This window comes from Pseudoclavibacter sp. CFCC 14310, from assembly GCF_008831165.1.
In the GTDB taxonomy this organism is placed as follows: Bacteria; Actinomycetota; Actinomycetes; order Actinomycetales; family Microbacteriaceae; genus Pseudoclavibacter_A.
The window spans coordinates 111,857-124,497 of record NZ_WBKC01000001.1 but is presented as its reverse complement, the minus strand read 5'-3'; the positions used below and the strand labels follow the sequence as shown (position 1 = coordinate 124,497).

Genomic DNA, 12,641 nt, shown 5'->3' with positions numbered 1-12,641 from the left:
GCCTCACGGCTCAGACCGCGTCCTTGCCCACCACGGTGTCGTACAGCCCATAGCTACGCAGGCCCTTGTGCGAGTCGATGCCCGTGTATGACAACGATGCATCCTCGTAGCGGCGAAACGCGAAGACCGCCTCGTTCATGCGCTGGCCGTTGAACACACCAATGCCTCTGAGCAATTCAAAGTCGGCCACGGTCAGCCCGGTGACTCGCCTAAACAGATCCGGCTCGATCTTTGTGATGACGTCGTCCAGGCGCTGCTCCCGGTAGTCGGTCAGATACATGAACGCCGGGATGCGCGTCGCGAACTTGATCAGCTTCTCTTGAATCTGTTTGCGCTTCGACTTGATCTCTTTCTCATCAGCAGAGAGCTCCTTCTTTTCCGTCTTGCCGAGATCATCGCCCTTCTCACGCTTCGCCTTGCTGACCGCCTCGCTCTTGTTGACCACGGTCTCGAACACGTCAGACCCCAGCGCACGAAAGCCCTCGATGTTCATCACCGCCCGCATGGCGTCCTCGTCGCTCATGATCTTCTTCAACGTCTGGTTGTCCACGTTCACCAAGACGGCCGACTCCCACTTGCGGGCGAGCAACGTCGCCGACGTTCCGGCCATCGCCATGTCGAGAATGCCGCCGGCATCCACGCGCACCATGTTGATGCCGTCGTACGAGAGCACCGGCAGAAAGCGCACGAGCTCTTCGACGGCCCGCTCTGGATTCGGCTCCTGCGGATCGAGCCCGATGCCATACTCACTGATCTGGCGCAGGGCGCGCGTGGGTGCGAAGTCGAAGACGAAACACACCGGTTTGAGAATCTCCAGTGCCGCAGGATCATCGCCATCCGGGTTGCGGATCACCCACGGCGACTGCACGCGGAACGCTGCCTGAAAATAGGTCTCCGGCGCCTGCAGGTTCCGCAGCATCAGAATCGACGACCACTGAGGCACCGTGACTCCGGTCGTGAGCTTGCCAACGGTGAGCGTGATGCTCTTGGTATCGAACCCACTGCCGATCGCCTCGCGCACCGGCGGCAACGCGTCCAGCCCCACACCGATTTCAGGGGCAGAAACGTTCACCACTGCGTAGTCATACCAGAACACGTTCTGCCGTTCGGCCAGCAGGTTCTTCATCGCAGCGCACGACGCCTGACGCGGCAACAGCCACAGTGAGTGCTGCAGATACGGCAGCAGGCGCACGTCGGAATAGGGCAGCGGCGGCTTCGAGCCACGCTTCAAGTCGTCGATCTGCGTCGGCGCATAGCTGCCTCGGATGATATCGAGCCACTTCTGCACATCGTTCTTGTGCACGAACTCGGCTTCGTCGCCTTCGCCACGCGCCTCGAAGAAGGCGTTCAGATCGAACTCGTCGAATTCGCCCTGGTTGGCGATCGCGATGAGTTCGTCTGGCATCTTGTACGTCAGCAGGCGCATCTCGGGCAGCGACGCATACGGGTTCGGTTCATCAGGATGCTGGGTCGCGAACCGCTGTTTGGCTCGCTGCTCGTCGGTATAAGTCCAGTTGTAGATCTGTTCTTCGATGAAGCGGCCGGTCGCGAGCGCTTTGAACGGCGTGCCCGACAGATAGAGATAGGCGCGCGCCGCAATGGGAACGAAGGTGTCTTCATCGTGACCCTTCTCCTCCATCTCATCAGCGAAAGTGGCGTGGTCTTTGGTGAACTCCTGAGCCTCTGCCTTGCGCTGAGTCGTATCGTCTTCGCCCTCGAAGAGCTCTTTCGCGGTATCTCGCCACGCCCCGAAGTGGTACTCGTCGAAGATCACGAGATCCCACATCACATCGCTCAGCCATGCATGTTTGGGTTTGAAGTTTCCCGCTTTGTCTCGTCCGAGCAAATCCTGGAACGACCCGAAGAAGACAAGCGGACGCCGTGGGTCGGCCTCGGTCGGGTCACCTCCGGTGGCGCGAGAGTAGTACTGCCAGCCGTCGAAATCGACGTGGGATGCGAGATCGCTGTGCCAGGAGTCCTCGACGGCTGGCTTGAACGTAACGACCAGCACCCTGTTGGCCCGCATCCGCTTGGCAAGCTTGTATGCGGTGAACGTCTTGCCAAAGCGCATCTTGGCATTCCATAGGAACTCCGGCACAGCATCGTCATCCTGGGCCCAGACCGAGTTAAAGTACCCGATCGTCTTCTCAACCGCGGCACTTTGTTCCTCGCGCATCGCGAAGTCCTGGTGGTGCGCTCCCGAGTAGGTGCGTCCGTCACGCAGTTCTGCAATCGCCGTGCGCACTGCCGCAGCGTCACAGCGCATCCATTCGCGGCTGGAGCCATAGACGACGTTCTCGTACCCCTTCTCGATCAGACGTCGGCGCACTTCGGTATCGGTGAAGACCGAGCCGTCAGCGCGATCAGCCGATTCGTTCACTTCGAGCGAGTATGCGACCTGCGCCTGGCCCTGTGACTCATGGATGCGCGTGTTCACGTCGCGCGTGGTCTGCCCGACTTTCAGACATCCACGCCACCGTTCGGCGACCTCGTCTGATGACCACGCATAGATGCGCGGGCGCGCCTCTGGCTTGTCAGGAAGGAGTTCTTGTCCGTCGAGAAGCTCAGGCATTGTCGGCCTCGCTGCTCGGCTCGAGTTCCATCGGCTTGATCATCGACTCGATGAAGTCGATCTCTGCGTCAGTAAGCCCGTACTTTGCGTAGAGTTCTTCGTCTGTCCAAGGATGTGAGAAAACTTGATCTGGAACGAAAGAGAAGCGTTCCTTTGTAATATCTTGGGTTGATGACCTCAGCGAGACTAAGAATCGGAAAAAGCGTGTGCAGGCATATGTGAGACAGCACTGCGCCTCTTCTTTTGAGCTGAATATTCCAAGCAGAATATAAGACTCAGTCACAATGGAGTTCGGCGGAGCAATCTCCGTCCGTGATAAGACTCGCCTTCTACCATTCTTATCGCCTTGTCCTCCATGATCGTGAGAAGCCTTAGAGGTGAAGACTTTCCAACGATCAATGCTAGATCTTCCTGAGGTAATCTGTTTGATAGCTAACCAGTCGACTCCGCCACTCCGGATCACGCGTACGTCGTTGTCAGCTGACGGCTCGCCCTTCCCACGAAAGTTGGTTGCCAATCCATAGGGTTTACGCGAGCTCACTCGTCGTTGGAACTGTTTTTCTGGACATAGAGCGACCGAGTCAGGTTGACTTGGAATCCCATCCTTGCTGGCGATCTTCCGCAGAATACTGAGTGCTTCGTTTCTTCGAATGAAGATGTTTGACCCAGCCACCAACAGAGGCCGAGTAATAGCGGTCTGCAAGGTACCTAAATGAGTTACCACTTCGCAATCACGGTCAACTCCGCGCTCCCACAGGAAGTAGCAGATACCGCCCGCAACATCTACATCAGGGAAACAGTCACGGCTATCTGGGAAATCATGAAGCTCGACGACCTGACGATCTCCAAGCATCTTCGAGCGGAAGGTAGCTAGTCCTTTGCCACCAGAGTACCAGCGTGCTGGCACAACCATGGTCAGAAAATGCGGATCTAGCACTTGAGCCTGCTCGATGAATTCTTGATATATCGGTGCCGCACTCGTACCAAATCCACCATCACTCAATTGATAGGGCGGGTTCCCAATAATGACGTCAAAATGCATGTCGGCTCCAAAGATCTCGGCGAGACGACGCTTCGGGTCGTCAGTGTGAATGAACGCGTAGGCATGAGTCTCAAGATCGTCGTCGCGTGAGTACTCGCCTTCGGCAGCCCCGCAATATCGACACCTTCCCGTGCCGATCTGCTCGACGACCTCGTCGTCGCCGGTCAGAGGGTTCGCCTGCCGTACTCTCTTGCGATGCTCCCAGGTGTGCTCGGTACGCTCGAACCAGATGTTTCCCCAGTCACGCTCGAAGCTCTTCACAATCGAATGCCTGCCGGTGGCATCCTTCGAGCAGTACACGCTTCGTCTCGCCAACAGCGCGGTCAGCTCAGTGATGCCGATGCCGAAGACCTGCTTGGTGAGCACATGATCGACGCGCTGCTGCAGATCCGGAATCTTCCCAGCCAGGCCGGCGACAAGGCGACTGGTGATCTCACGCAGAAAGACGCCCGACTTCGTGAACGGGTCAAGAAAGGTCACGTCAGGGTCGGCCCAGATGCTCGCTCCATCATGGGCGTCTGCCCACGGCTGCTCGAGTGAGTCGAGCATCTCGTTCGCGAATGTGGGCGGAGTGAACACCTCGTCGTTCGACAGATTCGCGATGCAGGTGAGCACATCCGGGTTGTGCTCACCCAGCGACAATGGTGCCCGTTTCGGCGCTACTCTCGGCGTCATGACGGTTGAATCGGTCATACGTGGCCTCCCCTTAGTTCCCGTTCGACCTCTGCTCGTCTTGTGACGGCTGAGACTGCGACGTGTGAAGATCTGCGATCTGCTCGACGGTCATCACGGGATACGTGGTCACCGGAGCGAAGAGGGTCTCTTCGTCGAACTGTTCGAAGAGTGTGCCGTCGGCAAGCGAGCGCTGCGTGAGGTCTTTGTAGGCGAAGTCACGGCGCTGATACTTGCCTCGCCCGAGATAGCCCCATTCGGGAAAGACGATCGGTTCGCCGTTGGACGTGGTCATCGCGAGCGCATCACCGCGCACGATGTTCACGTCGAGAACGGCCGCAGCAGCGCGAGACCAGATGTCGTCTGCAGAGACTTTGAGCGTCTTCGTGAACAGCTGCAGCAGATTGGCGCGACATTCCGCGGCGTTGTCGGGGAGCAGTTCGATGCCGTACGAGCACATGAGCCCGAGCAGGGCTGAGTGGCGGAATTCGAACTCGCTGCGTCCGTGCTTCTTCTGAGCGGATGCCAACTTGCGTTCCAGTACCGCAACCAGGAAATTGCCCGACCCGCACGCAGGTTCGAGGAATCGCGAGTCGATGCGAGCAGCTTCATCCGAGACCAAATCGAGCATGCCATCCACCAACCAACGAGGAGTGAAGACCTCGCCGTGGTCAGCAACTCGCTGACGAGAACGGACCAGTCGTTCGTTCGCGCGCGCTTCATCCCCAACAGACACGAGAACAGGGTACGGGTACCCGGTGCGAAGGCACTGCTGGACACGCGGGTACTCGTACTCTGGCCCGTGTTCAGGTGACTCGCGAACCTAGTGGAATGGCACGAGTACCCTCAGAAGCTGCCCGGATCATCGGGCAGAGGATTCGGGATCGTCGCACCGATCAGCAGCTCACCCAAGACAGGCTGGGCGAACTCGCACAGATCGACCCCGCCAACGTGCGGGCCTACGAGTCAGGGCGCCAGACGATCAGTCTGCGTTCGCTCACACGCATCGCGTTCGCCTTGGACACCACACCTGGGGCACTCATCAAAGAGATTCACCCAGACATGTTCACGCCCACCTCGGTCGCGGTCGAGCTGGAGTCGGCGACCAAGCCCTCTACCCGATAGCGGCACGCACTGACATAGTCAAGGCTGGTACTTGAGGCCTTTTCAGATCCCCGTCTGACTGATACACGCGAGTGGGGATGATCCTAGTTTTCACCCAATCGGTGCAGCACTTCTTGTGGTTAAGCGGGTCGTTCTCCACAACAACCGCTGCACGGCTGCACGACACCCCACGTAGTCGGCAGACGCGCTGTTGTGCCCGCACCTCCCACGACCCACTTGCGGCCTCCAGCAGCTCCTGCGCTGTATCCGCACCGCCGTTCGCTCCAGATGCACCGCGTTCGCTCCGAATCGGCCCCACTTCGAGCGATCGGCGGCAGCAACGAGCGATCCGTGGCAGCAACGAGCGATCCGTGGCAGCAACGAGCGATCCGTGGCATCAACGAGCGATCGGCGGCGGCGAAGTGCAATCCACGGCGGCGAAGTGCAATCCGTGGCGGCGGCCGCCTTGCCGCAAGAGTGTCTGCAGCGGCAACAGCTGAGCCCCGGCCGTAGACTTACTGCATGGCCGAGAAGAGCACGGAGCAGCCCGCAGACGCTGCAGCACCAGAACCCGCACCCGCATCCACTGAGGAGGCCGCACCGGTTCCAGCGTCCCAGCCCGCAGACGCGCAAGCAGCTCAGCCCGATACTGAGCAGACCGACGCGGCACAGACAGCTGCGGCACCAGCAGCACAGTCCGCAGCCCAGCCCAGCGCGACCACGGCATCCGGCCCGCTCTCGCAGCAGGCCGTCGACGCCGTCAAGGCCGGCTACACCTTCGAAGGCACGACGCTCGACATCGGGGCACTCGTCAACGGCGAGCCGCTCAAAGACGTGCAGGTGCGCATCCCGCTCGGCATGCTGAACCGCCACGGCCTCATCGCAGGCGCCACCGGCACCGGCAAGACCAAGACACTGCAGGGCCTGGCCGAGCAGATCGCCGCCAACGGCGTGCCCGTCTTCGCCGCAGACATCAAGGGCGACCTCTCCGGCCTCGCCGTCGCCGGCACTCCCAGTGACAAGCTCACCGCACGCACGCAGGGCATCGGCCAGGACTGGCACCCCGTCGCGACGCCCACCGAGTTCTTCTCACTGGGCGGCGTCGGCCAGGGCGTGCCGCTGCGCGCGACGGTCGACGGCTTCGGCCCGACGCTGCTCGCCCGTGTGCTCGACCTCAACGAGACGCAGGAGTCGAGCCTGGGCCTCGTCTTCCACTACGCGAAGCAGAACGACCTGCCCCTGATCACCCTGGACGACCTGCGCACTCTGCTCAGCTGGCTCACCGGCGACGAAGGCAAGGCCGAGCTCAAGGGCATCGGCGGTCTCTCGCCGCAGACCGCCGGTGTGATCCTGCGCGAGATCGTGAACTTCGCCGGACAGGGCGCAGACGTGTTCTTCGGCCAGCCCGCCGTCGAGGTCACCGACTTTCTGCGCACCGCATCTGTGACCGGCGCAGACGGCGCGACGACCGAGTTCGGCGTGGTCAGCATGCTCGAGGTGCCCGGCGTGCAGGATCGCCCCGCGGTGTTCTCGACCTTCCTCATGTATCTGCTCACCGAGCTCTTCCGTGCGCTGCCCGAGGTCGGCGACCAGGACAAGCCCAAACTCGTGTTCTTCTTCGACGAGGCGCACCTGCTCTTCAAGGGAGCCTCGAAGAGCTTCGTCGAGACGATCACGCAGACCGTGCGCCTGATCCGTTCGAAGGGCGTCGGCATCTTCTTCGTCACACAGACGCCGAAAGACGTGCCCGGAGACGTGCTGGGCCAGCTCGGCAGCCGCATCCAGCATGCCCTTCGTGCGCACACCCCCGATGACGCCAAGGCGCTCAAGGCCACCGTCTCGACCTACCCGACCAGCGAGTATCAGCTCGGCGAGGTGCTCACGCAGCTGGGCACCGGCGAGGCGATCGTGACCGTCATCAACGACAAGGGCGCGCCGACCCCGGTCGCCTGGACGCGTGTTCGCGCCCCGCAGGGCTCGATGGATCCGATGCCGGCAGACGCCATGTCCCAGGCCATCGCATCCTCGCCCCTGCAGGCCAAGTACGGCACGCCTGCGCAGACCGAGGGCGCCGCCGCGAAGCTGCAGGGTCGCATCGACGCCGCCTCGCAGGCTGCGTCTGACGCGGCGGCCGCCAAGCAGGCCGATGCGGATGCCAAGGCCGCCGACCGAGCAGAGCGCGAGCGCCAGCGCGATGAGGCCGCCCGCGAGCGCGAGTCTCGGTCGACATCGCGCTCAGGCTCCCGAACCGCCAAAGAGCACGGTGTTGCCGACGTGATCGACGACGTGGTCAAGTCGCGCACGTTCCAGACCGTGGTGCGCGAGGTCATCCGCGGCATCTTCGGCGGCAAGAAGCGCTGACTCGCGCGCCGAGTCGGTCGGCCGGCCGGCACGCCTTCTCCTGCGTGGTCTGACCACGCAACCAGGTCGATGCACCCGTGTAACACCGGGGAAACGCAGACCTCTCAAGCTTGTTCTCATGAACCTGTCCGACAGCCAGACTGCAGGAGTGCCACCGGCCAACCGTCTCGGTGCCACCGAGTATGTTCGCCAGAACCTCGAACACGCCATCAGTGCCGGGGTGGTGAAGGTCGGCCAGCGCCTGCCCTCAGAAGCCGCACTCGCCGCACGGTTCGGCGTCAGCCGTTCGGTCGTGCGCGAAGCACTGCGCGTCCTCGAGGTGCGCGGCACGACGGCCACACGAGTCGGGGTCGGCACCTTCGTGATCGCGACCGAACCCATCTCACAAGTCGACTTCGCCGGGTTCGGCGCCACTGACCTCGTCGAGGCCAGGCCGCACATCGAGATTCCGGCCGCAGGTCTCGCTGCCGTGCGCCGCTCTGAGCACGACCTCGAGCATATGCAGGGGCTCATCGAGAGCATGCAGCGCACTGATGATCCCGACGAATGGGTCAGGCAGGACACCGAGCTGCACCTCGCGATCGCCGAGGCCTCGGGCAACCTCGTCTTCACCACCGTGCTGCGCAGCATCAAAGCGGCTCTCGCCCTGCAGTCCGGCCAGCTGAACGACGGCTCCAACCGCCGTCTTCCCTCTGAGCACGAGCATCGCAGCATCGTCGCCGCGATCGCCCAAGGGTCGATCACCGAGGCAGAAGACGCCATGCGCTTCCATCTCGATCAGGTCAAAGACGTCGTTCTCACAGAACGGTCGAACACACACGAGGGAGAGAACCGATGACACAACAGCACTCGAAGCCCGACGGCCTCTCACCGAATACGGGCACCGTCACCACCGCTGCACCCGAAGAGAACATCTTCATCGAAGAGGAAGCCGGCTTTCACAAGGGCCTCGGGGCACGCCAGCTCCAGATGATCGCGATCGGCGGCGCGATCGGCACGGGTCTCTTTCTCGGCGCCGGCGGCCGTCTCGCACAGGCCGGCCCGTCTCTGCTGATCATCTACGCCTTCTGTGGCGTGTTCGCCTACCTGATTCTGCGAGCGCTCGGCGAGTTGGTCGTTCACCGTCCCTCTTCGGGATCTTTCGTCTCGTACGCCCGCGAGTTCTTCGGCGAGAAGGCGGCATTCGTCAGCGGCTGGATGTACTGGGTCAACTGGGCGACCACTTCGATCGTCGACGTGACGGCGATCGCGATCTACGTGAAATGGTTCGGGCAGTACTCTCCGTTCATCGCCTCGATTCCGCAGTGGACGATCGCTTTGCTGGCACTCATCATCGTGGTCGGCATGAACCTCATCTCGGTCAAAGTGTTCGGTGAGATGGAGTTCTGGTTCGCGCTGATCAAGGTCGGTGCGCTGGTCCTCTTCTTGGTACTCGGCGTCATCTTCGTCATCTTCGGCACACCGACCGGCGATCCACGCGGTTTCACGCTGATCTTCGACAACGGCGGCATGTTCCCCAATGGCATCCTGCCTGCCCTGGTGATCATGCAGGGCGTCGTGTTCGCCTACGCAGGCATCGAACTCGTCGGCACCACCTCTGGCGAGACGAAAGACGCCCGCAAGGTCATCCCGAAGGCGATCAACACCGTGATCGTGCGCATCGCCGTCTTCTACGTCGGCTCGGTGCTGCTGCTGGTGCTGCTGCTCCCCTACACCGCATACAGTGCCGGCGAGAGCCCGTTCGTGACCTTCTTCAGCCACATCGGCATCGATGCGGCCGCTCCGATCATGGAGCTGGTGGTGCTCACCGCCGCTCTCTCGTCGCTCAACGCCGGCATGTATTCGACCGGACGCATCCTGCACTCCATGTCGATGGCCGGCTCGGCGCCCAAGTTCGCACAGAAGATCTCGCCTCAGGGCGTGCCCTACGGCGGCATCCTGCTCACCGCGATCGTGACTCTCATGGGCGTCGTGCTCAACATGTTCGTTCCCGAGCAGGCCTTCGAGATCGTGCTGAACCTCGCCTCGATCGGCATCATCTCGGGCTGGGCCACGATCACGCTCGCGCATCTGCGCTACTACCAGCTCTCGAAGCAGGGTCTCTACCGACGGCCGAAGTTTCGTATGCCGGGTGCGCCATATACGAACTACGCCACACTCGCGTTCCTGCTGCTGGTCATCGTGCTCATCGGCCTCGACTACCCGACCGGCACCTACACGCTGGCGTCGATGCTCATCGTGATCCCGCTTCTGGTGATCGGCTGGTATGCCTGCCGCTCCGAGGTCAAGCGCATCGCCACTGAGCGCATCGGATTCACCGGCGCCTTCCCCGTGGTGGCCAGCCGGCCTATGGCCGACGAGCTCGCCGAGGCAGAGGGCAGTGAGGCCCCGGAGGTCACGATCGCCCGCGAGGTGCACGAGGCCAACATCGCCTCGGGCAACCCGAACCCGCTCGACACCGACGGCGACAAGCACTGACGCGCTGGCGCCGGCTCGAGGCCAGCCACGGTCTCGAGCCGGCACAGGCCGAAGGCCGCCGCTGCACGCGACCGTTTCAGCCGAGGTGCGAGCGAGCCTCGCGCGGACGATTCGTGATGATCGCATCCACGCCGGCCGCGGCCAGCGCATCCCAGTCGACAGGCTCGTCCGGCGTCCACACCGCCATCTGGGCGCCCAGTCGCTCGTGCACCGCCCGCACCAGGTCGGGTTCGGCGAGCGCACGCCTCCAGCGCGGGTTCACCGCCGAGACGCTCAGCAGTTCGGCGGTCTCGATCTCGGGGTAGTGCGCGGTCTCATCGATCAGCAGCCCGAGGGCGTAGTCGCCGGCGCGCAGCTGCAGCGAACGCACCGTCCTCGGGTCGAAGCTCTGCAGCACCAGACGCTCCCCCACTCCGGCCGCCTCGAAACTCGCGACCGTCGGCGTGATCTGCTGGGGTGACCACGCCCCCTTGTACTCGACCAGTACGTGGGCGGTCGGGTTGGCCGCGATCCACTCGGCCAGCTCGGCGAGCGTGGGGATGCGCTGGCCGGCGAACGCCGCATCGAACCAGGTGCCGGCGTCCAGCGTGCGCAGCTCGGCCGAGGTGCGTGCCGAGACGGCTCCCTGCCCCGACGTCGTGCGATCGAGTTCGTCGTCGTGGATCACCACCACCTCGCCGTCAGCGGTGTGCTGCAGATCGAGCTCGATCCAGGCGGGCGCACCCGGCCCCGATTCGCGTGCGGCAGCATCCACCGCCGCATCGAACGCCGCGAGCGTGTTCTCTGGCGCCTCGCTGCTCGCGCCGCGGTGCCCGATGATCGTCGGGCTGTGCCCAGCTCGCCATGCTGCCCTGCGTGCCATCTTCGTCTCCTTCATAGGGTCGTCGATCTGCGATGCGGGCCCACCTGCCTGAGCAGAAACGCGCAGAGACGAAGAAACCCCCGAAACCGTTGAGGTTCCGGGGGTTTCTCTCATCTCACTGAGATGAGCCTGTGCCCGAGGGGGGACTTGAACCCCCACGACCTTGCGATCACTAGCACCTGAAGCTAGCGCGTCTACCAATTCCGCCACTCGGGCATTGCACACTCCGACTGGGTCGAACTGCGCGACTGCACTGGAACAGATTAGCATGAAAACGATGCTGCTCGGCAACTCGACTCCTCGTCTCACAGCTGAACCGGGTACCATAGCTGCGACAGATCGGTGTGAGGAGACGAGTGGGACTACTCGATAACGTGGAACGCGGCTTGGAGCGTGCTGTCAACGGCGCCTTCGCCAAGACGTTTCGCTCCCGCCTGCAGCCGCTCGAGATCTTCTCTGCGCTGAAGGGAGAGCTCGACTCGAACACGCGCATCCTCTCGCGTGACACGATTCTGGTGCCGAACGCCCTGCGCGTGCGCATCAGCCAGGCCGACTTCGACCGTCTCAGGGCGCAGGGCTCTTCGCTGGCGAACCAGTTCGTCGCCGACCTGCACACCTATGCCCACCAGCAGGGGTATCAGTTTCCCGGCCCGCTCACCGTGGCCATCGTGCCCGACGACAGTCAGAGCGTCGGCATGCTCGACGTGACCAGCTCGACCACCGTCGGCGACGTCACCCTCGTACCGGTGCTCGAGGTGCAGGGGCAGTCCTACCCGTTGCGCCATGGGGTCACGACCATCGGGCGCAGCCATGAGTGCGACGTCACCGTCAACGACTCAGCGGTCTCGAAGCAGCACGCCAGTGTGACCTGGGACGGCACTACCGTCGTGCTGCGCGACCTCGGCTCGACCAACGGCACCAAGGTCGACGGCCAGCGCATCACGACCCTGGAGCTCGCCGGCCCCCTCGACTTCGTGGTCGGCTCGACCCTGATCTCATACCATCGGGCACCGAAGGCGGTGGGCTGATGAGCGGCGAGCTGCTCTACCTGCTGATCAGCGCCGTGTTTCTGGTGCTGCTCTGGCTGTTCGTCTTCTCGGTCATCTGGGCCGTGCGCTCCGATCTGTTCGGCCCGAAGGTCAAGCGGATGCGCGGAGCAGCCGCGAGCGCCGGCTCGGCTCCGGCGGTCTCTCCTGCCGCTGCGCCTGCCGCACCTGCGGCCTCGGGACGCCGTGCGGCATCCGCAGCCTCGACAGGCACGCCCGCCCACCTCGTGTTCACCGCAGGTCCGGTGCGCGGTCGCCAGCTCACGCTCAGCCAGGATGCCCTGACCTTCGGTCGCAGCGTGGACTCAAGCGTCGTGCTGCGTGACGACTACACCTCGACGCACCATGCCCGCCTGTCGAAACGCGGCGACACCTGGATGGTCGAAGACCTCGGCTCGACGAACGGCACCATGGTCGGCGGTCAGCGCATCTCGCGCCCGACGCCGGTCGGCATCGGAGTGCCCATCACCATCGGCACCACCGTCATGGAGCTGCGAGGCTGAT

General features: G+C 63.0%; 10 protein-coding genes and 1 tRNA gene. 6 read left to right on the top strand and 5 right to left on the bottom strand.

Annotated features, from left to right (window positions below; genetic code table 11):
• Positions 1 to 10: 10 nt before the first annotated feature.
• Genes F8O06_RS00515 through F8O06_RS00505 form a run of 3 tightly spaced genes read right to left on the bottom strand, consistent with a single transcriptional unit; the run spans position 11 to position 5,022 of the window.
• Positions 11 to 2,572 (bottom strand): restriction endonuclease, encoded by a 2,562-nt coding sequence (locus tag F8O06_RS00515; RefSeq protein WP_158036985.1) that lies wholly within the window; start codon positions 2,570 to 2,572, stop codon positions 11 to 13.
• Entirely contained in the window at positions 2,565 to 4,307 is a 1,743-nt protein-coding gene (locus F8O06_RS00510; RefSeq protein WP_225733307.1) for an Eco57I restriction-modification methylase domain-containing protein, read from the bottom strand. The genes F8O06_RS00515 and F8O06_RS00510 overlap by 8 nt, the downstream gene beginning before the upstream one ends.
• A gap of 13 nt (positions 4,308 to 4,320) precedes the next feature.
• A complete protein-coding gene (locus tag F8O06_RS00505) occupies positions 4,321 to 5,022 on the bottom strand; it encodes an N-6 DNA methylase (protein ID WP_225733306.1) in 702 nt (233 codons plus the stop codon).
• 95 nt (positions 5,023 to 5,117) lie between these two features.
• On the opposite strand from F8O06_RS00505, the gene F8O06_RS00500 reads away from it, so the two are divergent.
• From F8O06_RS00500 to F8O06_RS00485, 4 genes are all read left to right on the top strand, one after another.
• Positions 5,118 to 5,411 carry a helix-turn-helix domain-containing protein gene (locus F8O06_RS00500; protein WP_158036984.1) on the top strand — a complete coding sequence of 98 codons (294 nt, stop codon included), beginning with the start codon at positions 5,118 to 5,120 and terminating at the stop codon, positions 5,409 to 5,411.
• Positions 5,412 to 5,912: 501 nt separating this feature from the next.
• Complete coding sequence (locus F8O06_RS00495; RefSeq protein ID WP_158036983.1) at positions 5,913 to 7,751, top strand: helicase HerA-like domain-containing protein; 1,839 nt, start codon at positions 5,913 to 5,915, stop codon at positions 7,749 to 7,751.
• A 118-nt stretch (positions 7,752 to 7,869) separates the two neighbouring features.
• Positions 7,870 to 8,589, top strand: coding sequence for a FadR/GntR family transcriptional regulator (locus F8O06_RS00490; protein WP_158036982.1), 720 nt, complete (start codon positions 7,870 to 7,872; stop codon positions 8,587 to 8,589).
• Positions 8,586 to 10,229 (top strand): amino acid permease, encoded by a 1,644-nt coding sequence (locus F8O06_RS00485; RefSeq protein ID WP_158036981.1) that lies wholly within the window; start codon positions 8,586 to 8,588, stop codon positions 10,227 to 10,229. Before F8O06_RS00490 ends, F8O06_RS00485 begins: the two co-directional genes overlap by 4 nt.
• Before the next feature lie 76 nt (positions 10,230 to 10,305).
• Here the strand turns inward: F8O06_RS00485 and F8O06_RS00480 are convergent, their stop codons facing one another.
• A complete protein-coding gene (locus F8O06_RS00480) occupies positions 10,306 to 11,091 on the bottom strand; it encodes a glycerophosphodiester phosphodiesterase (protein ID WP_192496775.1) in 786 nt (261 codons plus the stop codon).
• Positions 11,092 to 11,223: 132 nt separating this feature from the next.
• Positions 11,224 to 11,307 (bottom strand) — tRNA-Leu (locus tag F8O06_RS00475).
• Between the two features lie 140 nt (positions 11,308 to 11,447).
• Here F8O06_RS00475 and F8O06_RS00470 point away from each other — a divergent pair.
• On the top strand, positions 11,448 to 12,119 hold the full coding sequence (locus F8O06_RS00470; RefSeq protein ID WP_158036979.1) for an FhaA domain-containing protein: 672 nt from the start codon (positions 11,448 to 11,450) through the stop codon (positions 12,117 to 12,119).
• Positions 12,119 to 12,640, top strand: a complete 522-nt coding sequence (locus F8O06_RS00465; RefSeq protein WP_158036978.1) for an FHA domain-containing protein — start codon at positions 12,119 to 12,121, stop codon at positions 12,638 to 12,640. The genes F8O06_RS00470 and F8O06_RS00465 overlap by 1 nt, the downstream gene beginning before the upstream one ends.
• Position 12,641 lies beyond the last annotated feature (1 nt).

Coding starts and splice junctions, on each gene's coding strand:
- F8O06_RS00500 (WP_158036984.1), top strand. CDS start 5,118: ATGGCACGAGTACCCTCAGAAGCTGCCCGGATCATCGGGCAGAGGATT.
- F8O06_RS00485 (WP_158036981.1), top strand. CDS start 8,586: ATGACACAACAGCACTCGAAGCCCGACGGCCTCTCACCGAATACGGGC.
- F8O06_RS00515 (WP_158036985.1), bottom strand. CDS start 2,572: ATGCCTGAGCTTCTCGACGGACAAGAACTCCTTCCTGACAAGCCAGAG.
- F8O06_RS00490 (WP_158036982.1), top strand. CDS start 7,870: ATGAACCTGTCCGACAGCCAGACTGCAGGAGTGCCACCGGCCAACCGT.
- F8O06_RS00495 (WP_158036983.1), top strand. CDS start 5,913: ATGGCCGAGAAGAGCACGGAGCAGCCCGCAGACGCTGCAGCACCAGAA.
- F8O06_RS00510 (WP_225733307.1), bottom strand. CDS start 4,307: ATGACCGATTCAACCGTCATGACGCCGAGAGTAGCGCCGAAACGGGCA.
- F8O06_RS00480 (WP_192496775.1), bottom strand. CDS start 11,091: ATGGCACGCAGGGCAGCATGGCGAGCTGGGCACAGCCCGACGATCATC.
- F8O06_RS00465 (WP_158036978.1), top strand. CDS start 12,119: ATGAGCGGCGAGCTGCTCTACCTGCTGATCAGCGCCGTGTTTCTGGTG.